Annotated in this window: 24 protein-coding genes and 1 pseudogene; 11 read left to right on the plus strand and 14 right to left on the minus strand. The window is 70.4% G+C overall.

Annotated elements, in window-relative coordinates:
* Window positions 1-28 precede the first annotated feature (28 nt).
* The 3 genes from hemC to hemB all read left to right on the plus strand — a co-directional run bounded on the left by hemC (window position 29) and on the right by hemB (window position 3,879).
* Window positions 29-973, plus strand: a complete 945-nt coding sequence (gene hemC, locus ACFZDJ_RS31525; RefSeq protein WP_168517655.1) for a hydroxymethylbilane synthase — start codon at window positions 29-31, stop codon at window positions 971-973.
* Window positions 970-2,691, plus strand: a complete 1,722-nt coding sequence (locus ACFZDJ_RS31530; RefSeq protein ID WP_384925127.1) for a uroporphyrinogen-III synthase — start codon at window positions 970-972, stop codon at window positions 2,689-2,691. The genes hemC and ACFZDJ_RS31530 overlap by 4 nt, the downstream gene beginning before the upstream one ends.
* Window positions 2,692-2,886: 195 nt before the next feature.
* The gene (gene hemB / locus ACFZDJ_RS31535; RefSeq protein ID WP_391063892.1) at window positions 2,887-3,879 is read left to right on the plus strand and encodes a porphobilinogen synthase; all 993 of its coding nucleotides are present in this window, start codon (window positions 2,887-2,889) and stop codon (window positions 3,877-3,879) included.
* Window positions 3,880-3,893: 14 nt separating this feature from the next.
* Here hemB and ACFZDJ_RS31540 read toward each other — a convergent pair whose 3' ends face one another.
* On the minus strand, window positions 3,894-4,589 hold the full coding sequence (locus tag ACFZDJ_RS31540) for a DUF4232 domain-containing protein (RefSeq protein ID WP_391063894.1): 696 nt from the start codon (window positions 4,587-4,589) through the stop codon (window positions 3,894-3,896).
* A gap of 210 nt (window positions 4,590-4,799) precedes the next feature.
* Between ACFZDJ_RS31540 and ACFZDJ_RS31545 the strand changes: the two genes are divergently transcribed.
* The 3 genes from ACFZDJ_RS31545 (at window position 4,800) to ACFZDJ_RS31555 (ending at window position 8,625) form a co-directional block, all read left to right on the plus strand.
* Complete coding sequence (locus tag ACFZDJ_RS31545; RefSeq protein WP_391063896.1) at window positions 4,800-6,146, plus strand: helix-turn-helix domain-containing protein; 1,347 nt, start codon at window positions 4,800-4,802, stop codon at window positions 6,144-6,146.
* Window positions 6,147-6,226: 80 nt separating this feature from the next.
* Window positions 6,227-7,129 (plus strand): SAM-dependent methyltransferase, encoded by a 903-nt coding sequence (locus ACFZDJ_RS31550; RefSeq protein ID WP_390934828.1) that lies wholly within the window; start codon window positions 6,227-6,229, stop codon window positions 7,127-7,129.
* A 299-nt stretch (window positions 7,130-7,428) separates the two neighbouring features.
* Window positions 7,429-8,625, plus strand: coding sequence for an aminotransferase class I/II-fold pyridoxal phosphate-dependent enzyme (locus tag ACFZDJ_RS31555; protein ID WP_391063899.1), 1,197 nt, complete (start codon window positions 7,429-7,431; stop codon window positions 8,623-8,625).
* A gap of 13 nt (window positions 8,626-8,638) precedes the next feature.
* Here ACFZDJ_RS31555 and ACFZDJ_RS31560 read toward each other — a convergent pair whose 3' ends face one another.
* The 3 genes from ACFZDJ_RS31560 to argS all read right to left on the minus strand — a co-directional run bounded on the left by ACFZDJ_RS31560 (window position 8,639) and on the right by argS (window position 12,520).
* The gene (locus tag ACFZDJ_RS31560; RefSeq protein WP_391063901.1) at window positions 8,639-9,526 is read right to left on the minus strand and encodes a DUF4253 domain-containing protein; all 888 of its coding nucleotides are present in this window, start codon (window positions 9,524-9,526) and stop codon (window positions 8,639-8,641) included.
* A 178-nt stretch (window positions 9,527-9,704) separates the two neighbouring features.
* Window positions 9,705-10,304 carry a lamin tail domain-containing protein gene (locus tag ACFZDJ_RS31565; RefSeq protein ID WP_391063904.1) on the minus strand — a complete coding sequence of 200 codons (600 nt, stop codon included), beginning with the start codon at window positions 10,302-10,304 and terminating at the stop codon, window positions 9,705-9,707.
* 446 nt (window positions 10,305-10,750) lie between these two features.
* Window positions 10,751-12,520 (minus strand): arginine--tRNA ligase, encoded by a 1,770-nt coding sequence (argS, locus tag ACFZDJ_RS31570; protein WP_168517657.1) that lies wholly within the window; start codon window positions 12,518-12,520, stop codon window positions 10,751-10,753.
* Between the two features lie 146 nt (window positions 12,521-12,666).
* Here argS and lysS point away from each other — a divergent pair, with 146 nt between their 5' ends.
* The gene (gene lysS / locus ACFZDJ_RS31575; protein WP_390934834.1) at window positions 12,667-14,409 is read left to right on the plus strand and encodes a lysine--tRNA ligase; all 1,743 of its coding nucleotides are present in this window, start codon (window positions 12,667-12,669) and stop codon (window positions 14,407-14,409) included.
* 92 nt (window positions 14,410-14,501) lie between these two features.
* Here lysS and ACFZDJ_RS31580 read toward each other — a convergent pair whose 3' ends face one another.
* The 3 genes from ACFZDJ_RS31580 to ACFZDJ_RS31590 all read right to left on the minus strand — a co-directional run bounded on the left by ACFZDJ_RS31580 (window position 14,502) and on the right by ACFZDJ_RS31590 (window position 17,851).
* Complete coding sequence (locus ACFZDJ_RS31580) at window positions 14,502-15,821, minus strand: DUF2637 domain-containing protein (RefSeq protein WP_391063908.1); 1,320 nt, start codon at window positions 15,819-15,821, stop codon at window positions 14,502-14,504.
* 176 nt (window positions 15,822-15,997) lie between these two features.
* A complete protein-coding gene (locus tag ACFZDJ_RS31585) occupies window positions 15,998-16,876 on the minus strand; it encodes a DUF3558 domain-containing protein (RefSeq protein WP_391063911.1) in 879 nt (292 codons plus the stop codon).
* Between the two features lie 147 nt (window positions 16,877-17,023).
* Window positions 17,024-17,851 carry a DUF3558 domain-containing protein gene (locus ACFZDJ_RS31590; RefSeq protein ID WP_391063914.1) on the minus strand — a complete coding sequence of 276 codons (828 nt, stop codon included), beginning with the start codon at window positions 17,849-17,851 and terminating at the stop codon, window positions 17,024-17,026.
* 212 nt (window positions 17,852-18,063) lie between these two features.
* On the opposite strand from ACFZDJ_RS31590, the gene ACFZDJ_RS31595 reads away from it, so the two are divergent.
* Entirely contained in the window at window positions 18,064-19,257 is a 1,194-nt protein-coding gene (locus ACFZDJ_RS31595) for an RtcB family protein (RefSeq protein WP_390934838.1), read from the plus strand.
* A 62-nt stretch (window positions 19,258-19,319) separates the two neighbouring features.
* Here the strand turns inward: ACFZDJ_RS31595 and ACFZDJ_RS31600 are convergent, their stop codons facing one another.
* From ACFZDJ_RS31600 to ACFZDJ_RS31620, 5 genes are all read right to left on the minus strand, one after another.
* The gene (locus ACFZDJ_RS31600; RefSeq protein WP_391063917.1) at window positions 19,320-19,676 is read right to left on the minus strand and encodes a hypothetical protein; all 357 of its coding nucleotides are present in this window, start codon (window positions 19,674-19,676) and stop codon (window positions 19,320-19,322) included.
* Window positions 19,677-20,103: 427 nt separating this feature from the next.
* Window positions 20,104-21,354 carry a GNAT family N-acetyltransferase gene (locus tag ACFZDJ_RS31605; RefSeq protein ID WP_391063920.1) on the minus strand — a complete coding sequence of 417 codons (1,251 nt, stop codon included), beginning with the start codon at window positions 21,352-21,354 and terminating at the stop codon, window positions 20,104-20,106.
* Window positions 21,355-21,406: 52 nt separating this feature from the next.
* Window positions 21,407-21,577 (minus strand): hypothetical protein, encoded by a 171-nt coding sequence (locus ACFZDJ_RS31610; protein WP_384907278.1) that lies wholly within the window; start codon window positions 21,575-21,577, stop codon window positions 21,407-21,409.
* A gap of 11 nt (window positions 21,578-21,588) precedes the next feature.
* On the minus strand, window positions 21,589-22,365 hold the full coding sequence (locus tag ACFZDJ_RS31615; protein WP_095853240.1) for an SDR family NAD(P)-dependent oxidoreductase: 777 nt from the start codon (window positions 22,363-22,365) through the stop codon (window positions 21,589-21,591).
* 92 nt (window positions 22,366-22,457) lie between these two features.
* Window positions 22,458-22,796, minus strand: coding sequence for a YnfA family protein (locus ACFZDJ_RS31620; protein ID WP_054228002.1), 339 nt, complete (start codon window positions 22,794-22,796; stop codon window positions 22,458-22,460).
* Window positions 22,797-22,939: 143 nt separating this feature from the next.
* Here ACFZDJ_RS31620 and ACFZDJ_RS31625 point away from each other — a divergent pair, with 143 nt between their 5' ends.
* Both ACFZDJ_RS31625 and ACFZDJ_RS31630 read left to right on the plus strand, forming a co-directional pair.
* Window positions 22,940-23,455 (plus strand): hypothetical protein, encoded by a 516-nt coding sequence (locus tag ACFZDJ_RS31625; protein ID WP_390935040.1) that lies wholly within the window; start codon window positions 22,940-22,942, stop codon window positions 23,453-23,455.
* Between the two features lie 3 nt (window positions 23,456-23,458).
* Window positions 23,459-23,737: pseudogene (locus ACFZDJ_RS31630) on the plus strand (MarR family transcriptional regulator); the annotation flags it as partial.
* On the opposite strand, the gene ACFZDJ_RS31635 reads toward ACFZDJ_RS31630, so the two are convergent.
* Window positions 23,662-24,126 carry a winged helix-turn-helix transcriptional regulator gene (locus ACFZDJ_RS31635; protein WP_391063922.1) on the minus strand — a complete coding sequence of 155 codons (465 nt, stop codon included), beginning with the start codon at window positions 24,124-24,126 and terminating at the stop codon, window positions 23,662-23,664. The pseudogene ACFZDJ_RS31630 and the gene ACFZDJ_RS31635 overlap by 76 nt on opposite strands.
* 144 nt (window positions 24,127-24,270) lie before the next feature.
* On the opposite strand from ACFZDJ_RS31635, the gene ACFZDJ_RS31640 reads away from it, so the two are divergent.
* Window positions 24,271-25,155 carry a zinc-binding dehydrogenase gene (locus ACFZDJ_RS31640; protein ID WP_391063925.1) on the plus strand — a complete coding sequence of 295 codons (885 nt, stop codon included), beginning with the start codon at window positions 24,271-24,273 and terminating at the stop codon, window positions 25,153-25,155.
* Window positions 25,156-25,270: 115 nt separating this feature from the next.
* Here the strand turns inward: ACFZDJ_RS31640 and ACFZDJ_RS31645 are convergent, their stop codons facing one another.
* Window positions 25,271-26,215 (minus strand): alpha/beta hydrolase fold domain-containing protein, encoded by a 945-nt coding sequence (locus ACFZDJ_RS31645; protein ID WP_391063928.1) that lies wholly within the window; start codon window positions 26,213-26,215, stop codon window positions 25,271-25,273.
* Window positions 26,216-26,238: the final 23 nt, after the last annotated feature.

Consider the following 26,238-nt stretch of genomic DNA (forward strand, 5'->3'; position numbering starts at 1 on the left):
CCAAGGGCGACCAGATGAGAAGGCGGCACTGAGGCTGGGGACCAGGCGCAGCAAGCTCGCCATGGCCCAGTCCGGGCTGGTGGCGCAGGCCGTGAGCCAGGTGACCGGCAGGCCCGTCGAGCTCGTGGAGATCACGACGTACGGCGACACCTCCCGTGAGCACCTCGCACAGATCGGCGGCACGGGCGTCTTCGTCACCGCGCTGCGCGAGGCGTTGCTGCTCGGCGAGATCGACTTCGCCGTGCACTCCCTGAAGGACCTGCCGACCGGCCAGCCCGACGAGCTCGCGCTGGCCGCCGTGCCGCTGCGTGAGGACCCGCGCGACGTGCTCGTCGCCCGCGACGGGCTGCGCTTCGAGGAGCTTCCGGACGGCGCGCGCGTCGGTACCGGTTCGCCGCGCCGGATGGCCCAGCTGAACGCGTACGCCCGCAACCACGGGATGACGATCGAGACGGTCGCGATCCGTGGGAACGTCGACACGCGGATCGGATACGTACGCAGCGGGGAGCTCGACGCCGTCGTGCTCGCCGCCGCGGGCCTCGGCCGTCTGGGGCGGATAGAGGACGTGACGGACTTCCTGTCCGTCGACACCGTTTTGCCCGCCCCCGGCCAGGGGGCCCTGGCGATCGAGTGTGCCGCGGACAACGCGGATCTCGTCGCCGCGCTCGGCGAACTCGACGACCCGTTCACCCGGGCCGCCGTGACCGCCGAGCGGTCCCTGCTCGCCGCCCTGGAGGCCGGCTGCAGCGCACCCGTGGGTGCTCTCGCCGACCTTCTGGCCGACGGGCAGACTGTCAAGGAGATGCGCCTGCGCGGCGTCGTCGGCACGACCGACGGCACGACGCTGGTGCATCTGTCCACCACCGGTCCCGTGCCCGAGACACATGACCAAGCAATGGCGCTCGGCCGTGAACTCGCCGCCGAGATGCTTGCCAAGGGCGCGGCCGGTCTGATGGGGGAGCGAGCACATTGAGCCCCACCACCCTTCCCGCCGGTCCCGCACACGGGCACGTCACCTTCCTCGGTGCCGGACCCGGAGATCCGGGACTACTGACACTGCGCGCCGTCGAGGCGCTGGCGAACGCGGATGTTCTCGTCGCCGAGTACGAGGTACTCGACATGGTCCGCGTCCATGCCAGACAAGGCGTCGCCATACTGAGTACGAATACGGACGGGGGGACGGCTTTGGGCACGTCTTCCAGTACGTATCCGGGCACAGGCACGCCTCAACTAGCGGTTGTTGACGCCGTGTCAACGTCCGCTGGTGACCCCGCGTTGAGGGACGCTGCCAATCTTGTCATGGAGGCCGCGCGGGGCGGCAAGCGGGTCGTGCGTGCGGTGTCCGGTGACCCCGGGCTCGACACGTACGCCGCCGAGGAGATGCTGGCCTGCGCCGCCGCGGGCGTGCCGTTCGAGGTCGTGCCGGGTGTCGCCGCGGCCGTGGGCGTGCCCGCGTACGCCGGTGTGCCGCTGCGCGACGCGCAGGGCGCCGACGTGCGGTTCGTCGACGCGCGTACGGCCTCCGACCGGTGCTGGACCGAGGTCGGGGCGTCGGACGGGACGGTCGTCGTCTCGTCGACGCTGGACTCCGTGGCCGCCGCCGCGGGCGAGCTGGTCGCGGCCGGTCGCAAGCCGGACACGCCGATGACGGTGACCATCGCCGGTACGACGACGCGTCAGCGGACCTGGTCGGCCACGCTCGGGACGATCGCCCAGACCCTGAAGCAGGCGAAGGTGCTGCCGTCCCCGGACGGTGGGCGCCCGGTGATAGCCGTGGTCGGTGAGCGTTCCGCCGCGGCTCAGCGCGAGCAGCTCTCGTGGTTCGAGTCCAAGCCGCTGTTCGGCTGGAAGGTGCTCGTACCGCGGACGAAGGAACAGGCGGTCTCGCTCTCCGACCAACTGCGGTCCTACGGCGCCGTGCCGCACGAGGTGCCGACGATCGCCGTCGAGCCGCCGCGGACGCCGCAGCAGATGGAACGCGCGGTCAAGGGCCTGGTGACGGGCCGCTACGAGTGGATCGCCTTCACCTCCGTGAACGCGGTCAAGGCCGTGCGGGAGAAGTTCGAGGAGTACGGGCTCGACGCGCGGGCCTTCGCCGGGATCAAGGTCGCGGCGGTGGGCGAGCAGACGACGAAGGCGCTGGTCGCCTTCGGCGTGAAGCCGGATCTGGTGCCGAGCGGTGAGCAGTCGGCCGCGGGGCTTCTGGAGGACTGGCCGCCGTACGACCCGGTGTTCGACCCGATCGACCGGGTGTTCCTGCCGCGGGCCGACATCGCCACCGAGACGCTGGTCGCGGGGCTCATCGACCTGGGCTGGGAGGTCGACGACGTCACGGCCTACCGGACGGTGCGGGCCTCGCCGCCGCCTGCGGAGACGCGGGAGGCGATCAAGGGGGGCGGTTTCGACGCCGTGCTCTTCACGTCGTCCTCGACCGTACGCAATCTCGTGGGTATCGCGGGCAAGCCGCACAACGTGACGGTGATCGCCTGTATCGGTCCGGCCACCGCCAAGACGGCGGAGGAGCACGGGCTGCGGGTCGATGTCATGGCTCCGGAGCCGTCGGTGCTCAAGCTGGCCGAGGCGTTGGCGGACTTCGGTCTCAGGCGGAGGGCTGCCGCCGCGGAGGCGGGGGATCCGGTTACTCGGCCGAGTGAGCGTCGGCCGGGGGCGCGGAGGCGTCGTACGACGTAGTCGTACGGCATGGGCGTGCGTAGGGGGTATGGGGGCTTCGCCCCCCATACCCCCTGTTTTTCGGCTGCGGGTGGGTGGGGGCTGGGCGCGCAGTTCCCCGCGCCCCCCAAAAGCCTCCAGCTCGTCCGGCGTGCGCATCGGGTACCGGCAAGGTGTCGGCAAGGGGGGCCGAGGGGCGGGCGTAGCGTAGAGGGCATGACGAAGTACGGATCCTTTCCCGGTGCGCGGCCGCGGCGGCTGCGTACGACGCCGGTCATGCGGCGCATGGTCGCCGAGACCCGGCTGCACCCCGCCGACTTCATCCTCCCCGCGTTCGTGCGGGAGGGCGTGAGCGAGCCGGTCCCCATCTCGGCGATGCCCGGCGTCGTGCAGCACACCCGCGACAGCCTGAAGAAGGCCGCGCTGGAGGCCGTGGAGGCCGGGATCTCCGGGATCATGCTGTTCGGCGTGCCGGAGGACTCGAAGAAGGACGCCGTCGGAACTCCCGGGACCGATCCGGACGGGATTCTGCAGGTCGCCCTCCGCGACGTGCGCGCCGAGGTCGGCGACGAACTGCTCGTCATGTCCGATCTGTGTCTCGACGAGACCACCGACCACGGACACTGCGGAGTGCTCGACGCGGAAGGCCGTGTCGACAACGACGCGACCCTGGAGCGGTACGCCGAGATGGCCCAGGTCCAGGCCGACGCCGGGGCGCACGTGGTGGGGCCCAGCGGGATGATGGACGGGCAGATCGGGGTCATCCGGGACGCCCTGGATCAGATCGGGCGCGAGGACGTCGCGATCCTCGCCTACACCGTGAAGTACTCCTCCGCCTTCTTCGGGCCCTTCCGGGAGGCGGTCGCCTCCTCGCTGAAGGGCGACCGCAAGACGTACCAGCAGGACCCCGCCAATATGCGGGAGTCCCTGCGGGAGTTGGCTCTCGATCTGGAGGAGGGGGCCGACATGGTGATGGTGAAGCCGGCGGGACCGTATCTGGACGTCCTCGCGCGGGTCGCGGACGCCGTCGACGTGCCCGTGGCCGCCTACCAGATCTCCGGCGAGTACTCGATGGTCGAGGCGGCGGCCGAGAAGGGCTGGATCGACCGCGACAAGGCGATTCTGGAGACGCTGACCGGCATCAAGCGGGCCGGCGCCCAGAACATCCTCACCTACTGGGCCACCGAGGTCGCGCGGAAGCTGCGCTAGGGGCCGGCAGCCGCTCAGTACGCCAGCGCGTCGTCCAGGCTCTGCTGCCAGTACGTCACCGTGAGCTTGTCGTCCACGTACACGCCCTTCGCCGGGAGCGCCGGGGTCGCGCTGCCGCCCTTGGCGAAGCCGACGACGAGGGTCTTGGCCGTGTAGCCGTTGCCGCCGCTGCCGTCGGCGGCCGAGAGCAGCACGCCCGCGTAGCCGGACTCGCCCGGAGCCAGCGTGACGACCGCCTGCGGGTGGGTCGACTCGGCGACCGGCGGGACCGACTGGGCCTCGCCGAAGCGGGCGATCGGGTAGCCGGTCAGATCGCAGTTCTTCGCACCGGTGTTGGTGACGGTGAGGAGCAGGTGGTTGAGGGGGCGGGAGACCTCGGTCGCGGTGGTCTTGCTGTTGGCGCCGTTGCAGGCGGGGTTCCGGGTGGCCGTGGTGCCTGTGCCGTTCTTGCCTGCGGAGCCGGAGCCGCCGCTGGTGCCCGCCGTGGTGGCGCCCTTCGGGGCGGCCGTCGAGCCCCGCGTCTCGCCCGCCGGCTTCGCCTTCGTACCGCCGTCGGCCGTGGACCCGGTCGGCTGCGCCGAGGAATGGGACGCGGCGGACGGACCCTCGTCACGTACGCCCTTCCCGTTGTCGCACGCCGCGAGGGCGAACGCGGCGAGCGCGACCGTCGTGGCGGCGAGGAGGCGGGTGCGGGCGGTGCGTGCGGACATGGGTGATCCCCCTGTGGGTGTGGCTGGTCGGCGGCCGCTCGACCGGTCGAGGGGAGCGGCGTGCTTGGATGACCACAGCTTGTCGGTTGATCCGTCCCGGCCGCCACGGTTGCCGGGGGATACGGGACGCCGGAACGGTCGTATGGGGTCTGACCTGGGGGAATACCCTCCCCCTGGAACGCGGCCCGGGACGCGGGGGATGGGGGAACGGTGGCCGGGGACGAGTTCGCGGGGCTGCTGCGGGAGCTGAAGGAGCGGTCCGGACTCAGTTACGGGGTGCTCGCGAAACGGCTGCACGTGAGCACGTCCACGCTGCATCGGTACGTCAACGGGGACGCCGTACCGACGGACTACGCACCCGTGGAGCGGCTCGCGCGCGTGTGCGGGGCGACTCCCGAGGAGCTGGTGGAGCTGCATCGGCGGTGGGTGCGGGCCGATGTGCTGCGGGGGCAGAAGGGGGTACCTGCGGCGCCTGTGACGGACACAGCTTCCGTGGCGGATGTGGCGGATGTGGCATCTGCGAGGGATGAGGTGTCCGTGGCGGATGGGACGTCCGTGATGATGCCGGTGGGGGTGGAGGGTTCCTCGGGTGAGCCGGATGCGGCTTCGGAGGTTGTCGGCAGGCCCTCGGGTGAGGCTTCGACCGGGGGGCGGCGACGGCGTACGGTCCTCCTCGCCTCGGTCGCCGTCGCCGCGGTGCTCGCGTCCGCCGCGCTCGCGGTGCGGTTCGTGCCGGACGGCAAAGGGGACGGGAGCGGGGGGCGGGAGGTCTTGGGGGCCGCCGCGTCGTCCGGTCCCCGGGAGGGTTCGCGGGGGACGGCGTCCGCCGACGGCAAGCACCGGGAGCCGTCCGCCTCGGTCAGCGCCTCCGTCTCCGCCTCGCACGGTGGTGGGCCCGAGGCGTCCGTCTCGACGGCGGCTTCGGGTGGCGGCGCGGGCCAGGACGTCGCCGACGGCGCCACCGCGCCCCTCGTGGCCGCCAACCCGTACAAGTGGGAAGGCCCGTGCAGCCAGCACTACCTGGTGAACCGGAAGGCCGCGCAGGTGCCCCCGCCGCCGAACGAGTCGGACGCGCGCGGGTGGGTCACGGCGCTCGGCGGGGTCGCCGGTCAGGAGCAGATGCTCGCGCTGACCGTGCAGGGGACCGGGAAGGCCACCGTGGTCCTGGACGGGCTGCATGTGCGGGTGGTGGGCAAGGACGTGCCGCTCGCCTGGAACGACTTTGCGATGGGCGTCGGCTGCGGGGGTGGCGTGGAGACGAAGTCGTTCGCCGTGGATCTCGACGCGGGGCGGCCCGTGACCACGCCCAAGGCCGGGCAGCGGGACTTCCCCTACAAGGTCAGCGAGTCCGATCCCGAGGTCTTCTATGTCTTCGCGGACGCGCGGGCGCACGACGTGAGCTGGTACCTGGAGCTCGACTGGTCCAGTGGAGCGCGCAGTGGCACGGTGCGTATCGACGACAACGGGAAGCCGTTCCGGACGAGCGGGAATGTGGGGCGGCCCGCGTACGACTATCCGCTGGGCGGCAGTGAGTGGGAGACGGCCGCGACAGGTTAGTCAGGGAGGGGCACTATCAAGTCCCCCTAGGAGTTACGTTGTTGCCCATCGAATGACGCGACTCTCCAGGGAGAGGCTTTATGCCCGGTGATGCTCTCAGCCAGGACCCCGCCGAGCTGAGAAGGAGGATCGACACCACCAAGGCGCACCCGGCGCGCGTCTACGACGTCTTCCTCGGGGGCAAGGACAACTACCCGGTCGACCGGTCCGCGGCCGCCGCCGCGATCGTGGCCAATCCGACCGGGTACCTCGACGTCCGGCACAACCGGGACTTCCTGCGCAGGGCGGTCACCACGCTGACCCAGGAATCGGGTATCCGTCAGTTCCTGGACATAGGGACCGGGTTGCCGACGCAGGAGAACGTCCACCAGATCGCGCAGCGGATCACTCCGCAGTCGCGGGTCGTGTACGTCGACAACGACCCCGTTGTGCTCGCTCACGCGCGTGCGTTGCTCACCAGTGGGCCCGAGGGGCAGACGGACTACATCGACGCGGACCTCGAGGAGCCCGCGCGGATCCTCGAAGGAGCCGCGAAGACCCTCGACTTCGAGCAGCCGATCGCGCTCGTGCTGGTGGCGATCCTGCACTTCATCGAGGACGAGCAGGCCTATCCGATCGTGCGTGAGCTGGTGGAGGCGTTGCCTTCGGGCAGCCGGCTCGTGCTCAGCCATCTCACCGAGGATCTCAACGCGGAGAACATTCGGGCGGTTCAGCGGACGTTCACCGAGCGGGGGTTCACGTTCGTGCTGCGGTCCAGGGCCGAGGTGGAGCGGTTCTTCACGGAGAACGGGCTCGAGGTGGAGGAGCCGGGTGTCGTGCCCGTGCACCGCTGGCGGCCGGACGGTGCGGCTCCGCTGCCCGAAAAGGTGGATCCCGCGTACTTCGCCAGTCTCGACGACATCGAGAAGATCCGCTATCGCGACATCAATGACGTGACGGACGCGGACATCAATGTGTACGGGGTGACGGGCGTCAAGCCCTGACTCCCGCCCCCGCCGCCCCTACCCTCCCCCAAGCTCTCGGCTTCGCTCGAGCGGGGGGGACCCCCATCATCCCTACCTGGGGGCTCCGCCCCCAGACCCCCGGGTGCGTTCGCCGCCTGCGGGCCCGGTGGGGGCTGGTCGCGCAGTTCCCCGCGCCCCTGAAGACTCCGGCCGGCCCGCGTCTTCAGCGAGGGAAGCTCTTCGTGTCCGTATCGCGGAATTGGTCGGTGTAGGGCGCAGGTTTCTTTCTAGGGTGGCGAGCCAGGGGTTGTGGGAGCCGTAGGAGAAGGAGTCGTTCTGTGACCGGTCTCGAGATCGCTCAAGCCGTGCCGCCGCTCGCCGCGCGGGCCACCGCGATCGGTGGGTCGCCGGTACGGGAGATCCTCGCGGTCACCGCGCGGCCGGAGGTGATCAACTTCGCGGGCGGCCTGCCGGCGCCGGAGCTGTTCGACGCGGAGGGGATCGCCGCCGCGTTCCGTGACGTGTTCGCCCACGAGCCCGAGCGCGCGCTGCAGTACTCGACCACCGAGGGCGAGCCCGTGCTGCGGGCAGCCCTCGCGGAGCGGACCACCGCACGCGGGCTGCCGACGGACGCGGACGGCGTACTGGTCACCACCGGGTCGCAGCAGGCGCTCTCGCTGCTCGCCACCGTCCTGGTCGAGCCCGGCGACACCGTGCTCGTCGAAAGCCCCTGCTATCTGGCGGCACTCCAGGCGTTCGCGTTCGCCGGGGCGCGGGTGGTCGCGGTGCCGGCGGATGAGGACGGGATCGATCCGGACGCGCTTGAGGAGCTTGTCACTCGCGAGCGGCCCAAGCTGCTCTACACCGTGCCGACCTTTCAGAACCCGACCGGCCGGACCATGGCGGGTGAGCGCCGGGCCGCCGTCGCGTCCGTCGCCGCCCGGTGCGGGGTGTGGATCGTCGAGGACGACCCGTACGGTGAGCTCCGTTTCGAGGGCGAGCGGGTGCCGTGGATCGCCTCGTACGACGGTGCCCAGGACCGGACCGTGCTCCTCGGTTCCTTCTCCAAGGTCATGGCGCCCGGCCTCAGGCTCGGCTGGCTGCGGGCCCCCGCCGCGCTGCTGCGGGCGTGCGCCGTCGCCAAGCAGGCCGCCGATCTGCACACCCCGACCGTCAACCAGCTCGCCGCCGCGCGTTATCTCGCCGACCGGGACCTCGACGCCCATGTGGCACGGGTCGCGGGCGTGTACCGCGAGCGGCGCGACGCCATGCTGGCGGGTATCGCCGACGCCCTTCCGGCCGGGTCCACGTGGACCCGGCCCGAGGGCGGCATGTTCCTCTGGGCGCGGCTGCCCGAGTCGTACGACACCACGGCCCTGCTCCGGGGAGTGGTGGAGCAGGGAGTGGCGTACGTGCCGGGCGCGCCCTTCTACGCCGGGGAGCCCGACCCCGCGACGCTGCGGCTCTGCTTCGTCACCCAGACCCCGGACGAGATCGGTGAGGGGCTGCGGCGGCTGGCGAAGGGGCTTCGGTAGGCAGGGGAGCCGGTCAGTCCCACCAGAAGGACCACACCCGCTTGCCGAGTACCTCGTCCGCCGCGTACGCGCGCAGCGTCTCGCTCTCGTCCTGCGTGATGTTGTCCGGGCAGAAGGCGAAGTGCTCGGCGGCCACCGCCTCGGCCTCGGCCGGTGTCGTGGGCGGGGCCGCCACCGACAGGACCAGCTGGTCGAAGGTGAGGGCCACGACCCGTACGCCGAAGCGGTCCTCCCAGGAGCGCAGGACCGCGCAGATGCGGGCCACGTCGCCCTCGTAGTTCACCGGACCGGACCAGCCGATCGCCGCCGGGATGTCCGCGCTGCGGCGCGCCGGGACCAGGGCGAGGCGCGGCTCCTTCAGCCAGGAGCCGCCGCCCGCGAGGGAGTCGGCGACCTCGGTGGCCCGGTCGTCCGCGTCCGCCTCGGGCGCGGTGGCCGGTGCCAGGCCGGGCCACTGCACGCCGTGCGGCGCGATCGTCTCGGCGAACTCCTCGGCCTCACCGAAGAGTTCGGTGACCGCTTCCTTGCCGGGGTAGTCCACGTCGGCGTCGAGGTCGAGCTCGTCCTGCGCGTACTCCTCCCAGTACCCCGCCAGTACCTCGTCGGCGTCGTGATCCCCCGGATACGACATCTCCTCGGGCATCAACTCCCATTCCTCCGGGCCGCCCTGGCTGCCGCCGACGTCTATGAGGAGGGGGAGCAGGCCGGCCGTGCGCGGGGCGGAACCCAGCGTGGCCCAGTCTCCGGGGGCGGCCGGCGCCTCGGTGTGCCACAGCAACGGCTCGTGCCAGGGGCCGTCATCCGTCGTGTCGATCAGTTTCCCGGGCGGGAGTTCGAGGCCGAGCGCGCGCCCGCTCGGATCTGCCGCCAGCGAGGGCAGCGGGTTCGGAAGTGTCGCCATGCCGGTGACTTTAGGGCCCGCCACTGACAACGCACCCCGGGGTCCGCCCACGAGGCCCTGGAGCGCCGGGACACACGAACGCGGCGTGCCACAGGTGGTTCGTGGCACGCCGCGCGAAGGGGGTCAGGCGCGGGTCGAGGGCGGCGCAGTCCGTACGCCGGTCTCGACCCGCCAGGGGTCAGCGGTGGCCGTGGCCCGGGCCGCGGCCGTGGTCGTCGCCGTGGCCGTGGTCGTCGCCGTGGCCGCGGTCGTCGCCGTGTCCACGGTCGTCGCCGTGTCCGCGGTCGCTGCCGTGGCCGCGACCGTCGTCACCGTGGTGCCTGGCGTCCCAGGAGATGGTGTCGACCACACGACGGTGGTCGTTGCGGAGCGTGGCGGTGTCCTCGCGGTCGTCCCAGACGAAGTTGCGGCGGTCCTGGTAGACGTCGCGGTAGGTGTCACGCCCGAAACCGGTGTGGACGCGGACGGTGGAGCGGCCGTCCAGGCGCAGGTGGTGGAACGTGTAGACGCGGCCCTGACGGTTGGACAGCGTCCAGTTGTCCAGGTTCACGCTGTCGCGCCCGCTGTTGGAGATCCGCACCCACTCCTCGTTCAGCGAGCGGTTGGACCTGGAGCCGTGTCCCGGGGCGTCGTACTGGACCTTGCTGATCTCCACCTGCGGACCGCGCGGCCCGGCTCCGTTGGCCGCCGCCGGCAGGGCGGCTGCTCCCACCAGCGCGGCGGCGGACAGAGCGGCGGCGGCCAGGCGACGGGCCGTGAAGGTCTGCGAAGCGGTCATGGGTGCCCCCTTGGGGTACTGGCGGGTCGCGGCGACAGGATCGTGCCGGCGGCCCGCTGTTCGTGCACCCGGCCTGCTGGCCGGACACCGCACAGCTTGCCGACTGAAGTGCTCCGCTACGTCCCGGAATCGGGGGGCGTAGCCGATCAACGACATTGTCGTGATAGTCGCATGTAGCGCGCACGTTTTGTGAAGGTGTGTCGGGTTGACGCCTCTTCGGGGGGTGTGGCCGCATCGGTACGGGCCTGTGCCACTTCTTCGCCATGCCGCGCCACCCGTCCGCGTCCTCCGCCGTCACCCGAAAGTGAGTAACAGTGCCGAGCGGGCAGGGGTACCCGCGCGGGTGATCGCGTGCACGCGCGTTCGGGTGCGGAAACGCCTGATCCCGCAGGCGGCGTCAGCGGCCTACGGGATCAGGTACTACGGGATCAGCGACGTGCTGGAAATCAGAGACGCTCGGGCGTCCTGATGCCCAGCAGGGCCATGCCCTGGTGCAGGGTGCGAGCCGTGAGGTCGCACAGGAACAGGCGGTTCTCGACCTGGGCCGGGGTGTCCGCCTTCAGGACCGGGCACTCCGAGTAGAAGGTCGTGTACAGGGACGCCAGCTGGTACAGGTACGCCGCCAGCTTGTGCGGGGCGTACTCGCCGGCGACCTCCGTGATCGTCTCCGCGAAGCGGTCCAGGTGCAGGCCCAACTCGCGCTCGGCCGGGGCCAGTTCCAGCTCCGGGTGGGCGGCAGGGCGGACCTCGCCCGCCTTGCGCAGGATCGACTGGATACGGGCGTACGCGTACTGGAGGTACACAGACGTGTCGCCGTTGAGCGACACCATCTGGTCCAGGTCGAACTTGTAGTCACGGTTCGCCGACGTCGACAGGTCGGCGTACTTGACCGCGCCGATGCCCACCTGCGTGCCGCGCTCGGAGATCTCCTCCTCCGACAGCTGCCCCAGGGTGTCCTTCTCCCGCACGACCGCCGTGGCCCGCTCGATCGCCTCGTCCAGGAGATCCACCAGCCGGACCGTCTCACCCTCACGCGTCTTGAACGGCTTGCCGTCCTTGCCCAGCACCGTGCCGAAGGCCAGCTGCTGCGCCTGCACGTCGTCGCCCAGCCAGCCCGCCCTGCGCGCGGTCTCGAAGACCATCTTGAAGTGCAGGGACTGACGGGCATCGACCACATAGACGAGGGTGTTCGCCTTGAGGTTGAAGACACGGTCCCTGATCGCCGAGAGGTCGGTCGCCGCGTAGCCGTAGCCACCGTCCGACTTCTTCACGATCAGCGGGACCGGGTTGCCGTCCGGCCCCTTCACGTCGTCGAAGAACACACAGAGCGCGCCGTCGGAGCGGACCGCCACGCCCGACTCCTCCAGGAGGCGGCAGGTCTCGTCCAGCATGTCGTTGTAGCCCGACTCGCCGACCACGTCCGGGTCCCGGATCTCCATGTCCAGCTTGTCGAAGACCGAGTAGAAGTAGATCTTCGACTCGTCCACGAACTTCTGCCACATGGCGAGGGTCTCGGGCTCGCCCGCCTGGAGGTCGACCACCCGGCGCCGCGCCCGCGTCTTGAACTCCTCGTCGGAGTCGAAGAGCGTCCGCGCCGCCTTGTAGAGCCGGTTCAGGTTCGACATGGCCTCCTCGCCGGAGACCTCCGCCGCGCCCTTGTGGTCCAGCTCGTGCGGGTGCTCGATCAGGTACTGGATGAGCATGCCGAACTGGGTGCCCCAGTCGCCGATGTGATGACGCCGGACCACGCTCTCGCCGGTGAACTCCAGGATCTGGACCACCGCGTCGCCGATGACCGCCGAACGCAGGTGACCGACGTGCATCTCCTTCGCCACATTCGGCTGCGCGTAGTCGATGACCGTGGTGCCCGGGTTCTCGGCGAGCGGCACGCCGAGGCGCTCGCCGTCCTCGTACCGCGCTGCCAGGTTCTCGGTGATGGCCTTGTCGGTGATCGTGATGTTCAGGAAGCCGGGCCCGGAGACCTCGATGTCCTTGATCACCTCACCCGACTCGACCCGCGCCACGACCTGCGTCGCCAGCTCTCTCGGGTTCGCCTTCGCCTTCTTCGCGAGGGCCAGGATCCCGTTGGCCTGGAAGTCGGCCCGGTCGCTTCGTCGCAGCAGCGGGTCCGCGGAACCGGCCTCCGGCAGGGCTGCCGAGAGGGCGTCCGCGAGGCGCTGGTGGACGGAGGCGGTGAGGGACGTGACCGAGGCCATGGAGTGGCTGCCGTTCTGCTCGGGTTCCGGGATTTTCTGAGTACAGGAAAGCCAGTATCCCATGCGGTGAAAAGCCGTTTTCGCGGTTCAGGCCCGAGCTGGGAGAATGGTGCGGTCAGCCGTACTGGCGTATGAGAAAGAAGGACGTGCCGATCGTGGCTCAGAGCACCGAGACCACCGACTGGGTCTCCCGTTTCGCGGACGAGGTCATCGAGGAATCGGAGCGTCGGGCCCCGGGCAAACCTGTGGTCGTCGCGTCCGGGCTCTCCCCCTCCGGCCCGATCCACCTCGGCAACCTCCGCGAGGTCATGACCCCGCACCTGGTCGCCGACGAGATCCGCCGCCGCGGGCACACCGTGCGCCACCTGCTCTCCTGGGACGACTACGACCGCTACCGCAAGGTCCCGGCCGGCGTCCCCGGCATCGACGAGTCCTGGGCCGAGCACATCGGCAAGCCGCTGACCTCCGTCCCCGCCCCCAAGGGCTCGGAGTACGCGAACTGGGCCGAGCACTTCAAGGCCGCGATGGTCGAGGCACTGGCCGAGCTCGGCGTCGAGTACGACGGGATCAGCCAGACCGAGCAGTACACCTCCGGCGTCTACCGCGACCAGGTGCTGTTCGCCATGAAGCACCGCGGTGACATCGACGCGATCCTCGACCAGTACCGGACCAAGAAGGGCCCCGCGAAGAAGCAGCAGGGCCAGAAGCCGGTCGACGAGGCCGAGCTCGAAGCCGCCGAAGGCTCCGGCGCCGCCGCCGAGGACGACGGCAGCTCGGTCGCCGGGTACTACCCGTACAAGCCCTACTGCGGGCAGTGCGAGAAGGACCTCACCACCGTCACCTCGTACGACGACGAGACCACCGAGCTGGCCTACACCTGCTCCGCCTGCGGCTTCTCCGAGACCGTCCGGCTGAGCGAGTTCAACCGCGGCAAGCTGGTCTGGAAGGTCGACTGGCCCATGCGCTGGGCCTACGAGGGCGTCATCTTCGAGCCGAGCGGGGTCGACCACTCCTCCCCGGGGTCCTCCTTCCAGGTGGGCGGCCAGATCGTGGGCATCTTCGGCGGCAAGCAGCCGATCGGGCCCATGTACGCGTTCGTCGGCATCTCCGGCATGGCCAAGATGTCCAGCAGCAAGGGCGGGGTGCCCACCCCGGCCGACGCGCTCCAGATCATGGAACCGCAGCTGCTGCGCTGGCTGTACGCCCGCCGCCGTCCCAACCAGTCGTTCAAGATCGCCTTCGATCAGGAGATCCAGCGGCTGTACGACGAGTGGGACAAGCTCGCGGGCAAGGTCACCGACGGCTCGGTCCTCCCGGCCGACGCCGCCGCGTACGCGCGCGCGATCGGCACCGCCTCCGGGGAGCTGCCCAGGACCCCCCGCCCGATGCCGTACCGCACCCTCGCCTCCGTCGCCGACATCACCGCCGGCGCCGAGGACCAGACCCTGCGGATCCTGAGCGAGCTCGACCCCGAGAACCCGCTCGCCTCCCTGGACGAGGTCCGGCCCCGGCTCGACAAGGCCGAGACCTGGATCAACACCCAGGTGCCGGCCGAGGAGCGCACCGTCGTGCGCGACGAGCCCGACGTCGAACTGCTCAAGTCGCTCGACGACCAGGGCCGCGAGTCGCTGCGACTGCTCCTCGACGGGCTGGAGCAGAACTGGTCCCTGGACGGCCTCACCCACCTCGTCTACGGCGTCCCCAAGGTCCAGGCCGGCTTCCCCGCCGACGCCACCGCCAAGGAGCTCCCGCCGGAGATCAAGGTCGCCCAGCGCACGTTCTTCGCGCTGCTGTACCACCTGCTGGTCGGGCGTGACACCGGCCCGCGCCTGCCCACGCTGCTGCTCGCGGTCGGCCAGGACCGGGTGCGCAAGCTGCTCGCCGCGTAAGGCCTTCGGCTGTACGAGGAAGGGGGCGCCCGGTGATCACCGGGCGCCCCCTTCCTCGTACGCGCGTCTGTTCGGCGTACGCGCGTCCGTGCCTACGCGATGTGGTCCTCCTCCAGCTCCGTGTTGAAACGGTTCTGGAAGCGGTTCATGTAGCGCCTCAGCTCGCTGTCGGTCAGGGTCACGCCATACGTGGCCTCGACGTTGCCGCCGAACTCACCCTTCGTGGGCAGGCCCTGGCCGGGCATGATCGACTGACGGAACACCTGGTAGAAGCTCTCCTCGCGGGCCTTCTCGTTGGCGAGCGGCGACTGCTCCTCCCGCGGGGCGGGGATGGGCAGCTGCTCCGGGTACTCCTGGTACTCCTGCTGCTCCTGGGCGACGCCCTCACCCAGCTGACGCGTGCGGCCGGGGCCCGCCGGGATCGGGAAGGTGCCGGTCTCCTCCGGGCCGGGCTCGTAGGCCTGCGCCTGCTGCTCCTCGTACCACTGCTGGTACTGCTCCTCGGGGACGTACTCCGGGTCGTAGCCGCCCTCGTAGACGATCTCCTGGGGGGCCGGGGACGCGAACCAGGGGCTGGAGTCCGGCTCCGGAGCCTGTGCCTCCTGCATGTACGGCGGCTGGGGCTGTCGTACGGGGGCCGGGGAGGGCTCCAGCTCCCGGTGCTCGGGGGCGGCGGGGGCGGGCGTCGCCACCTGGACAGGCGCCGGGGGCAGGAGGGCCGGCTCGATGCCCGCCGCCGCCAGGCCGGAGGGGGCGGTCTCGGCGAGCGGCACGCCGTAGCGGGCCAGGCGCAGCGGCATCAGCGACTCCACCGGGGCCTTGCGGCGCCAGGCGCGGCCGAAGCGGGAGCGCAGGCGGGCCTGGTAGACGAGACGTTCCTGCTCCAGCTTGATGACCTGCTCGTAGGAGCGCAGCTCCCACAGCTTCATACGGCGCCACAGGAGGAAGGTGGGGACCGGCGAGAGCATCCAGCGGGTGAGGCGGACGCCCTCCATGTGCTTGTCGGCGGTGATGTCCGCGATCCGGCCGATCGCGTGCCGGGCCGCCTCGACGGAGACCACGAACAGGACCGGGATGACGGCGTGCATGCCGACGCCCAGCGGGTCCGGCCAGGCCGCCGCGCCGTTGAACGCGATCGTCGCGACCGTCAGCAGCCACGCCGTCTGGCGCAGCAGCGGGAAGGGGATGCGGATCCAGGTCAGCAGGAGGTCCAGGGCGAGCAGGACGCAGATGCCCGCGTCGATGCCGATCGGGAAGACGTACGCGAAGTTCCCGAAGCCCTTCTTGAGAGCCAGCTCGCGCACGGCCGCGTAGGAACCCGCGAAGCCGATTCCCGCGATGACGAGCGCACCGGCGACGACCACACCGATGAGAATCCGGTGCATTCGTGTGAGCTGGATTGGCGCGGACACCCGTACTCCCCTCTTCTTGCGTGTTGTTGCGCGCAACAGGGTGGCACATGTGTACGGCGCACGGGCGGCCGGTATGGCAGGAGCCCGGCCCGCGAGGCGACCGGGCTCCGTCAAATGCCCTGCTGGGCAGGCGAGTTGCGCGCCGAAACCCGTTGAATGTCAGTACTTCTCGATGGTCAGTTCTTCTTGGTGGCCGACGCCGAGGCCGAGGGCTTGGAGCCGGCCGACGCCGACGGGGAAGCCGACTTGGAGGGGGAGGCCGACTGCGACGGGGCGGTGGTCGCCCGGCTGCCGTCCTGGTTCGCGGAGGCCACCGCGGCCACCGCCTCCTTGGCGGCCTTCTCCGCGGCCTTCGTCAGGTCGTCCGCGCTGGGGGCCTTGTCACCGGCGAGACCGGCGCCGTTGTAGTCGAGCGTGATGACGACGTTCTCGACGCGCGTCACGACCGTCTGCTGCTTGAAGGAGCCTTCCTTCTTCTTCAGGCCGTAGCGCACCGCCGTCGACGCGTCGCCGATCCCGGAGACCGGCTCCGACCGGGCGCCCGTCGCGCCGGTCACCGTCTGCGCGTCCTTGACCTGCTTGTCGTAGTAGGTCTGCGCGAGCTGGTTGCCCTCGCCGCGGGTCGCGTCCGAGTCGAAACGCAGCAGGGAGACGTTCAGCCAGCGGAACTGGGAACCCTTGACGCCCTTGTTGTCGAGGCTGTTCCAGGAGCAGCTGCTGCGGTCCTTCGCGTCGTCCGACTTGCCCGACTTGGCGGACTTCACACCCTTTGGGGCGAGTTCGCCCAGTGTGTTCTTCGAGAACACCGAGCAAGGGGCCGGCAGCGTCGCGTACGCGGCCGGCTTGACGGCGTCCGCGGAGGTGCTCGGGGACGCGGACGAGGTCGCGGCGGTGCCCTTCTGGGCGGCGTTGTCGGCGCTCGAACCCGATCCCGAGCCGGAGCCGGAGTCCGAGGAACAACCGGCGGCGGCGAGCACCACCGGGACGGCGGCTGCGCTGACAAGGATGCGGGTGAGTCGCGGGGCTCGGCCTACTCGCTGTGCTGGTCGGTGCATGGTTCCTTCACTCGTGGCGCTCGTGGTGCGATCGCACATGGCAGGTGCGACCGGTCGGGTCCGAGGGGCCACGGTACGCGGTGAGGCAGCGATGCGTTTCCTGTTCGAGGGGTTCGCGTGGGGTGCCCCCGCGCCCCGGCGGACCCGTCAGCCGTTGAACCGGTCGACGAGCTTCTGCGCCAGATTCCGGGCCTTGTCCTGCATTTCTTTGCTGTCCGGGGTACCGGTGGAAGCGGTCGGCTGCTCGGCGTACTCGATCCTCACGATCACGTTGGACGTGCGGAACACCACAGTCACGGTGCGCTGCTGAGCCGTCGAAGACGTGGAGTTGAGCTTGTCGTTGAGGAACGCCTCCTCGCCCAGGCCGCTGAGCTTGCGGGGCTGGAGGTCGGCGGGGGTGTCGCTCGCGCCGGCGGAGGCCGAAGCGGAGGCGGAGGAGGTGGCCGAGGAGGCGGGCGTGGAGGGGGTCGCCGAGGGGGTGGCGGTGGCGGAACCGGTGTCGGACGGCGTGGCCGAAGCGGAGGGCTCGGGGAGGTTCGCCGCGGTCTCCTCGGTCGCGTAGATGTCCTGGGCGCGGGAGTCGTCGCTCACCGCGTTGTCGTAGGAGACCACGCGCTCGAAGTCGACGTTGAGATGGTCGGTGGCGTCCGTGGAGTCCACCTTCCAGCCGCAGCCGACGCGGCGGTCGGTGTCGTAGGTGAGGGTGGCCTGGCCCTCGTACACCTTGTCGCGCTGGTCCTGGTCGGTGATCTGCTTGATGCCGGGCAGCAGGGAGTCGAGGCTGTCGTGACTCACCGCGGCGCAGGCCTCCGGGAGCGTGCGGTACTTGCCCGGCTGGGCGGCCGGGGTGTTCGTGCTGACGTCGCCCGGCTTGGGGTCGGCCGCCGTGCCGTTGTTCGCCGAACCTCCGGTGCAGCCGGCCAGCAGGGCCGCGAGGAGCGCGGCGATGCCGGGGACGTACGCCTTCCGCTGCACGGTCGGGCTCCTCTCGACGGCTCCCGGGGCCTGTGGCCGGGAGCTCTGTGGTGCTGTCCTGTGGTTATTCGGTTGCCGCGCGGGGGCGGCCCCTGCAGACAATGTGTATCGCACGCACAGCCGTGGACGCCGGTCCGTTGTCCCATACGTCGACCTTGGCGCAGGTTTTGCGTTCTATGACTTTTGTCGCTTGTCGGGGGAGTGAGGATGTTATGTCGTACGTAGAGATACCGGGCGCCAAGGTACCCATCCGCATGTGGACGGACCCGGCGTCGGTCGAGGACGTGGCCCTGCGCCAGCTCCAGAACGTGGCCACCCTCCCGTGGATCAAGGGCCTCGCCGTCATGCCGGACGTCCACTACGGCAAGGGCGCGACGGTCGGCTCGGTCATCGCCATGCGCGACGCGGTGTGTCCGGCGGCGGTGGGGGTCGACATCGGGTGCGGGATGTCCGCGGTCAGGACGTCGCTCACGGCCAATGATCTGCCGGGGGATCTTTCGCGGCTTCGGTCGAAGATCGAGGAGGCGATTCCGGTGGGGCGGGGGATGCACGACTCCCCGGTCGAGCCGGGCGGCTTCCATGGGCTGGCGACGAGTGGGTGGGACGACTTCTGGGGGCGGTTCGATGGCATCGCCGAAGCGGTCAAATTCCGTCAGGAACGTGCCACTAAGCAGATAGGAACGCTCGGATCGGGCAATCATTTCATCGAAATCTGCACAGATACGACCGGTTCCGTCTGGCTGATGCTGCACTCCGGTTCGCGCAACATCGGCAAGGAGCTGGCCGAGTACCACATCGGCGTCGCCCAGAAGCTCCCGCACAACCAGGGGCTGGTCGACCGTGACCTCGCGGTCTTCGTCGCGGACACCCCGCAGATGGCGGCGTACCAGAACGACCTCTACTGGGCGCAGGAGTACGCGAAGTACAACCGAACGCTCATGGTGGCGCTTCTCAAGGACGTGGTGCGTAAGGAGTTCAGGAAGGCGAGAGTGACCTTCGAGCCGGAGGTCAGTTGCCATCACAACTATGTGAGCCGTGAGCGCTACGAGGGCATGGACCTGCTTGTCACGCGCAAGGGGGCCATCAGTGCCCGAGCCGGAGAGTTCGGCATCATTCCGGGCTCGATGGGCACGGGTTCGTACATCGTGAAGGGCCTCGGCAACGAGAAGGCCTTCAACTCCGCGTCGCACGGCGCGGGCCGGCGCATGAGCCGCAACGCGGCGAAGCGCCGGTTCTCGACCCGGGACCTGGAGGAGCAGACGCAGGGCGTCGAGTGCCGCAAGGACTCCGGCGTCGTGGACGAGATCCCGGGCGCGTACAAGCCGATCGAGCAGGTCATCGAGCAGCAGAGCGACCTCGTTGAGGTCGTTGCGAAGCTGAAGCAGGTCGTCTGCGTGAAGGGCTAGAAGCGGCGATGCGCGCGGCGGACACTCGCCGCGCCCATCGTGAACCGGTTGGTCCGGCAGCCCTACTGCGCGTGTAGCAGCTTCCAGCGGCGAACCTGGCAGGCGCTCCAGGAGTAGCCCAATTCGGCTGCTGCGTGGGCAATGGTCGGGGCGGCGAGCAGGATCCGGTCCATTTCGTGGGTCCACTCGATGCGCGGTGGCCTGGGCTTGGAGCCGGCTGGGCGAGTCCATGCCGCAACGCCCTCTGCGGTTGTCTGCTTACGCTTCAAGGACAGGCAGCCCGGATAGTAGAGGTGCGCAGCCAGATTTTGCGCTGCCTCGGTGATGTACATGATGTTGTAGAGGGCGTCGCGTTGGTTGCGTCGTAGCCTGCGTTCGGCGCCTGTGATCTCCTCCGCGTAGGAGCACTGGTCGGCCATGATGACTGGTCTCGGCGAAGTTCGTGGACCGGGTGCGTTCGGTAATGCTGCTTTTGTATGGCGTCAGTCCCTGGAATTTGCGCAAGAGGTCGATATCCCGCACGTTGATCTCGACGGTCAGTCGCCCTCGCTGCCTTGACTGCGGGGAGAGATGCCCGTCGGCCTGTAAAAATCCGAACATGTAGGCGTACTCAGGGATTTCCAGGTCCATGAACTCCGCCGTGCCGGTGCCGAGGACGTCGTTCAGCGTGAATTGGTGCGCGTTAGGCTCGCGTTCAGCCATGAGGAAGTTGGCCTTCCTGTGTGGTCAGGCCCCCGGCCGGGACGGCTATCCCGGCCGGGGGCCGTCGTTTTTGATGTTGTGGCGCGAGCCTAGATCGGGAGTTCTGCTTTCGTATGGGCGATCTATGCGGTTCACCCTTGTGAGTCAGCGGAGGTGCTTCTCCAGGAGGGTCACCGCGTACGGGGTGCCCAGGCCGCCGTCCTTGGCGGTCTGTTCGCCCACGACCGTGTAGCCGGCTGCCTGGTAGTACTCCCGTAGGCGGGGGTTGGTGGAGAGGCAGTCCAGGCGGCAGAGGGTGCGGCCGGAGGCGGCGATGCGGCGTTCCGCTTCCGCGAGCAGGTGGCGGCCGACGCCGGGCGGGGCCACGCGGCGGTCGGTCATCAGGCGGTGGATGTAGGCGGCGGTGGGGGGTTGGGGACCCCAGGCGGCCGGGTCGTCCCACCAGAGTTCCCAGGCGCCCGCCACCTGGTCGTCCAGGAGGGCCAGCCAGACTTCGCCCTCCGTCAGGCGGGTGCGGAAGTGGGGTTCGGTGAGTTGGCCGGGCTTCCACTGGTCGATGCCTTGGGAGAGCTGCCAGTGGGCCGCCTCGTCGCGGAGGCGGACCAGGGTGGGGATGTCGGCCTCGGTCGCCTGGCGGTAGGTGAGGGGAGAGGCCGGTTCGAGGAGGGTCGCGCGGAGGGCCGCGGTGAAGGTGGCGTCCAGGCCCAGGGTCTCCGTGACGTAGGACTGGATCGAGCCGTAGCGGGAGTTCATCGTCGACAGGAACCGGGTCATGATCTCGGCGGGTGCCGTGCCGTAGGCCGGCCACTGGAGTTCGCGGTCGGGGTTGTTGGCGCGCCAGTCCGCGACCAGCAGGGGCGTGGCACGTTCCGTGAGGGTGAAGTCGTCGGTGATCGTCTGCTCGGGGACGCCCAGGAGAGACAGGACCAGCGCCGCCACCAGGCCCGTGCGGTCTTTGCCCGAGGCGCAGTGGAAGACCAGGGGGGTGTCCGATTCGGCCGCTGCCCCGACCAGTTGCAGTGTCTCGCGGATTTCCTTGGTGCCGTCCTCGGCGACCTCCGCGTAGCGGGCCGCCAGGTAGGGGCCGGGGGCGACGGAAGGGGGCAGTGCCGCCTGGTCGTACGGGCGGTGCTCGATGCTCTGGTTGTGGTACGTGAGGGAGGGGTGCTCGGGGACACGGCCCTTCGCCTCGATCTCCCAGGGGTAGCGGAGGTCCACGACCGTGCGGATGCCGAGGGAGAGGAAGAGGTCCCAGTCCTGCGTCCCGGGGGTCAGTTTGCCGAGCGAGTCCGCGCGGTACAGGCGCGACCGGCGGACCGTACGGCCGTCCGCGGTGGTGTATCCGCCCAGGTCGCGGACGTTGTGCAGGCGGGCGAAGGGTATGTGTCTGTTCACATCGTGTCCGTTCACATCGTGGCAGCGTACGGCGGACGTACGGCTGCCGCGATCACTTCGCGTGGGTCACCGCGTAGATCATGACGAAGGCCACGATGTGGATGCCGAAGAGGAAGTACGCGAGGTACCACCAGACGTAGCGCTGGTTCTTCTTCTCCGCGGCGAGGTGGCGGCGCTCCGCGGAGGGCTCTGTCAGCGCTTCGCCCGGTGTCTCGTTCGGCATCCCGTCCGGCATCACAGTTCCCGGTGGACCTTGGTGTTCGACGCCTGGGCGCGGGGGCGTACGACGAGGAGGTCGATGTTGACGTGGCTGGGGCGGGTGACGGCCCAGGTGATGGTGTCGGCGACGTCGTCGGCGGTCAGTGGCTCGGCCACGCCCGCGTAGACCTTGGCCGCCTTCTCCGTGTCGCCGCCGAAGCGGGTCAGCGCGAACTCGTCCGTCTTGACCATGCCGGGCGCGACCTCGATGACCCGGACCGGCGTTCCGACGATCTCCAGGCGGAGGGTCTCGGCGAGGACGTGTTCGGCGTGTTTGGCGGCGACATAGCCCGCGCCGCCCTCGTACGTGCCGTGCCCCGCCGTCGACGACAGCACGACGACCGTGCCGTCGCCGCTCGCGGTGAGCGCCGGGAGCAGGGCCTGGGTGATGTTCAGCGTGCCGATGACGTTCGTCTCGTACATCTGGCGCCATTCGGCCGGGTCGCCGGTCGCGACCGGGTCGGCGCCCAGCGCGCCGCCCGCGTTGTTGACCAGGACGCCGATCGTCTTGAAGGCGCCGGCGAACTCGTCGACCGCCGCGCGGTCCGTGACGTCCAGCGCGTACGCGGTCGCCTGGTGGCCCGTCGCGTTGATCTCCTCGGCCAGTGCCTCGATGCGGTCCTTGCGGCGGGCGGTCAGCACGACGCGGTAGCCGGCCGCGGCGAGCTGCCGGGCCGTCGCCGCGCCGATGCCGCTGCTCGCGCCGGTGACGACGGCGATGCGGGAGGAGGCGGAGGGCACGGCGGACGTCATGGGCTGCTCCTAGTGCGTGACTATCTGGCGTACGTGATGTGGTCGGTCCTCGTCAGGATAGGCAGGCGGGCGGCGTCCGCGGGGCCGTGGGCTCAGTTGCCGCCGCGCGGCGCGTACATGATCACGGCCATGCCGGCGAGGCAGATGAGGGCGCCGGTCACGTCCCAGCGGTCGGGGCGGTAGCCGTCCGCGACCATGCCCCAGACGAGGGAGCCGGCCACGAACACTCCGCCGTACGCGGCGAGGATGCGGCCGAACTCGGCGTCCGGCTGGAGCGTCGCCACGAAGCCGTAGACGCCGAGCGCCATGACGCCGGCGCCGATCCAGAGCCAGCCGCGGTGCTCGCGCACGCCCTGCCAGACCAGCCAGGCGCCGCCGATCTCGAAGAGCGCGGCGACGACGAAGAGGGCGGCGGAGCGGACGATCAGCATGCCGTCACTCTCGCACGGGCCGTATCCGCCGCTTCCGTCACCTGATGGACGGCGCCTGTCGACGGTCAGGGGTGGCATACATCGGGTGATCACGTGAGCGTGCGTGCGTGCGGGCCCGGAGCGAAGGAAGCGACGCCATGCGGATGATGGAGATGCGGCTGCGGCTGCGGATGCGGCGGGGGACGGGGATCGGTGCGTGGGTGCCGTGCGTGGGTGTGGTGGGTGCGGGTGCGGCTCTGACGCTGGGCGGGGCGTCGTCCGTCGGGGCCCTCGCTCCCGAGGCCGATCTCGCCTATCACGGCTCGGTGTCCATGGCGGCGGGGCTCGTCGACGTGCGGCTGACCCCGCGGAACCAGGGCCCGAGTGCCGTCGAGGACGCGACGGTCCGGCTGCGCTGGTCGGCCCCGCTCGCGGATGTGCAGCGGCTGCCCGGCGCATGCGCGCGTTCGGGCCAACGGGTGGTGGTGTGCCGTACGGGGCCGCTGGCGGCGGACGGGCTGGGGGACCAGATCCGGCTGCAGGTACGGCTGCGGGGGGAGCCGTCGGAGGTGACGCTGGAGATCGACACGGTGTGGGGCGGCGGTGCGGTCGACCGCGATCACGGCAACGACCAGGAGCGGGTGCTGGCGCTGGACACCGGGGACTCGTACGTGTTCTAGGGCGGGCCGGCGACGACCGGCCGGATCGCGGAGCTGACCGGTCTGACCACCGGTTCGGCGACGCGGGTGCGGGACCGGCTGGGCGGCGGCTGGTACGCGCTCTTCGACGAGCTGGCGGACGACGAACTCGCCCTGGTCATCGGGCACATGCGCCGCACGGTGGATCTGAGCGCGGAGCAGATCGCCCGCCTGCGGGAGGGGGACTTTCAGGAGGCCGACGAGGACCGTCCGGAGCCTGCGGAGCCTTCGGACGAGGCGTTGCCGTCGCCGTCGTCGTCGTAACGCTCCCGCGCCTCGTTGACCTCCTCGATGTGCAGTTCCGCCCAGTCCTTCACGGCGGAGAGCAGTCCGGCGAGGCTGGTGCCGAGGGGGGTCAGTTCGTAGTCGACGCGGACGGGCACGGACGGGGTCACCGTGCGGACCAGGATGCCGTCGCGCTCCAGCGAACGCAGCGTCTGCGTCAGCATCTTGGGGCTGATCCCCGCGAGCTTGCGGCCCAGGTCGCTGTAGCGCATCGACGCCTCGTCCGCCTGGGCGAGCGCGCTGACGACCAGGCTGACCCACTTGTCGCTGATGCGGTCGAGGAGCTGGTTGGTGGGGCAGCTGCGGATGAACGCGTCGTACTCGATCCGCGCCTGCGCGCGCCGCTGCGCCGCGGTCGTGGTCGCCATGACTCACCTCCGGGTGATGTACGCACCTTCAGGTGCCTACTTACCGAAAGAGAGTAACTCTTCCTAGGGTTGTTGCAGCGGGAGAGAAACCCGGGTGAATCAGGCGAATCGATGCGCCAGGCGCGGGAAACAGGGAGAGCTGACATGCGGGCAGTGGTCGTGACGGAGTTCGGTGGGCCGGAAGCGGTGGAGATCGCGGAGGTCGAGGTGCCGGAGCCGGGGGCCCGGCAGATACGGATCAAGGTCGCGGCCGCCGCGCTCAATCCGGTCGACGCCGGGGTGCGCGCGGGCGGCTTCGGGGGCGCGGGGCGGCGGCTCGGACTGGGCTGGGACGTCGCCGGGACGGTGGACGCGGTGGGCGCGGACGCGGGGTGGAGGGTCGGGGACGAGGTGGTGGCGCTGTCGTACGGGGCGGTCAAGTCCCTTGGCACGCACGCCGACTACGTGGTCGTGGACGCGGACGCGGTGGCCGGGGCGCCGAGCTCGGTGGACCCCGTCCACGCGGCCTCCCTGCCCCTCAACGCCCTGACCGCGGCCCAGGCCCTGGACCTGCTGGCCCTGGAGCCCGGGCAGAGCCTGGCGGTGACGGGTGCGGCGGGGGCGGTCGGCGGATACGCCGTCCAACTCGCCGCCCACCGGGGTCTCGTGGTGACGGGGGTGGCCCGCGAGAGCGACGAGGAGCTCGTACGGTCGCTGGGGGCGGCCCACTTCGCGCCGGGCGGCGTGGACGGGGTGGACGGGGTGCTGGACGCGGCGATTCTCGGCGCGGCGGCGTTGGAGTGGGTGCGGGACGGCGGGGCGTTCGTGGGCGTCATCCCGGGGACGCATCCGGCGTCCGTACGGGGGGTGCGGACGGACTCGGTGGAGGTGAGCGCCGACGGGGCGCGTCTCGCGGAGCTGGTGGCGCTCGTCGACGAGGGGGTGCTCACGACCCGGGTCGCCGACACCTACGGGCTGGGGGAGGCGGGGAAGGCGCACGCGCGGCTGGCCGGGGGCGGGCTGCGGGGGCGGTTGGTCCTGATCCCCTGAGTCCGTGGGGTGCCTGAACGAGTCCGTGGGGTGCCCGAACGAGTCCGTGGGGTGCCCGGAGGGGCCCTGGGGTGATCTCGAAGTCCTGGGTGCTTCTGCCCGTCATCCGTTCGGCTCAACGTGGTCGGTGGTGAGGTCGAGCTGTGGTCTGTGCCCGGGGCGGGATGGCGAATGCCGTGTGCAGGAACTCGGTCACCCGCCCGAGCGCGGCCTCGCCTTCGTCGAGCAGCGCGGCGAAAGCCTGGAACAGGTGCGGGACGCCCGGGGTGACCTCGAGTGTGACCGGGACGTCGTCCGCGGCCGCGCGCGCCGCGAGCCTGACCGCGTCGTCGAGCAGCAGCTCGTTCGACCCGGCCTGGATCAGCAGCGGCGGCAGGCCACGCAGGTTCGCGAACACCGGGCTGATCAGCGGATCCGCGGGGTCCGCGGCACCTGTGTAGTCCTTGGCCCGGACCGCGATGGCATCGGGGGTGAACGACGGGTCGACCGCGATCTTGGTCGTCATGCTCGCGCCGCTCAGCGTCAGGTCCGCGTACGGCGAGAAGAGCACGCCGGCGGCCGGCATCGGTAGGTTCTGCTCACACGCACGCACCAGCAGGGCCCCGGCGAGGCCGGCACCGGCTGACTCGCCGACCACGGCGATCCGCGCCGGGTTGCCGCTTCCGGTCTCGCCGAGCAGGGCCCGGTAGGCGGCCAGGGCGTCGTCCGGCGCGGCCGGGAACGGGTGCTCGGGCGCGAGCCGGTAGTCGACCAGGATCACCCTCGTCCGGGTCCGGCGGGCGACGTTCGAGGCCAGACCTGCCGAGGTGCGCGCCGAGCCGAACACGTAGAAGCCGCCGTGGAACCACAGCAGCGTGCCTTCCGGGGTGACGCCGTCGATGCCGATCTCCAGTACCGGGACCTCGCCCAGTCGGCCGGGGGTGAGCGCCACGTCCTCGGGAAGCGGCCGGGAAGTGAGCATCCGGGTGAAGGTCTCGCGCTGTTGCACATGGTCGCCGCCGATGTGGAGCGGGCCGTTGCGGAAGAGGGTGTCGAGCGCTTCGCGCTGCTCTTTACTCATGCCCTCAGCCTTCTGTATCCAGG

Origin of the sequence: Streptomyces sp. NPDC007896 (genome assembly GCF_042959425.1) — a bacterium.
Lineage (GTDB): Bacteria > Actinomycetota > Actinomycetes > Streptomycetales > Streptomycetaceae > Streptomyces.

Excerpts from the sequence above, each read along its gene's own strand:
- hemB (WP_391063892.1), top strand. The coding sequence starts at position 2,887 with ATGACGAAGTACGGATCCTTTCCCGGTGCGCGGCCGCGGCGGCTGCGT.
- ACFZDJ_RS31540 (WP_391063894.1), bottom strand. The coding sequence starts at position 4,589 with ATGTCCGCACGCACCGCCCGCACCCGCCTCCTCGCCGCCACGACGGTC.
- ACFZDJ_RS31550 (WP_390934828.1), top strand. The coding sequence starts at position 6,227 with ATGCCCGGTGATGCTCTCAGCCAGGACCCCGCCGAGCTGAGAAGGAGG.
- ACFZDJ_RS31560 (WP_391063901.1), bottom strand. The coding sequence starts at position 9,526 with ATGGCGACACTTCCGAACCCGCTGCCCTCGCTGGCGGCAGATCCGAGC.
- ACFZDJ_RS31565 (WP_391063904.1), bottom strand. The coding sequence starts at position 10,304 with ATGACCGCTTCGCAGACCTTCACGGCCCGTCGCCTGGCCGCCGCCGCT.
- argS (WP_168517657.1), bottom strand. The coding sequence starts at position 12,520 with ATGGCCTCGGTCACGTCCCTCACCGCCTCCGTCCACCAGCGCCTCGCG.
- ACFZDJ_RS31585 (WP_391063911.1), bottom strand. The coding sequence starts at position 16,876 with ATGCACCGACCAGCACAGCGAGTAGGCCGAGCCCCGCGACTCACCCGC.
- ACFZDJ_RS31595 (WP_390934838.1), top strand. The coding sequence starts at position 18,064 with ATGTCGTACGTAGAGATACCGGGCGCCAAGGTACCCATCCGCATGTGG.
- ACFZDJ_RS31600 (WP_391063917.1), bottom strand. The coding sequence starts at position 19,676 with ATGGCCGACCAGTGCTCCTACGCGGAGGAGATCACAGGCGCCGAACGC.
- ACFZDJ_RS31610 (WP_384907278.1), bottom strand. The coding sequence starts at position 21,577 with ATGCCGAACGAGACACCGGGCGAAGCGCTGACAGAGCCCTCCGCGGAG.
- ACFZDJ_RS31615 (WP_095853240.1), bottom strand. The coding sequence starts at position 22,365 with ATGACGTCCGCCGTGCCCTCCGCCTCCTCCCGCATCGCCGTCGTCACC.
- ACFZDJ_RS31620 (WP_054228002.1), bottom strand. The coding sequence starts at position 22,796 with ATGCTGATCGTCCGCTCCGCCGCCCTCTTCGTCGTCGCCGCGCTCTTC.
- ACFZDJ_RS31625 (WP_390935040.1), top strand. The coding sequence starts at position 22,940 with ATGATGGAGATGCGGCTGCGGCTGCGGATGCGGCGGGGGACGGGGATC.
- ACFZDJ_RS31635 (WP_391063922.1), bottom strand. The coding sequence starts at position 24,126 with ATGGCGACCACGACCGCGGCGCAGCGGCGCGCGCAGGCGCGGATCGAG.
- ACFZDJ_RS31640 (WP_391063925.1), top strand. The coding sequence starts at position 24,271 with ATGCGGGCAGTGGTCGTGACGGAGTTCGGTGGGCCGGAAGCGGTGGAG.
- ACFZDJ_RS31645 (WP_391063928.1), bottom strand. The coding sequence starts at position 26,215 with ATGAGTAAAGAGCAGCGCGAAGCGCTCGACACCCTCTTCCGCAACGGC.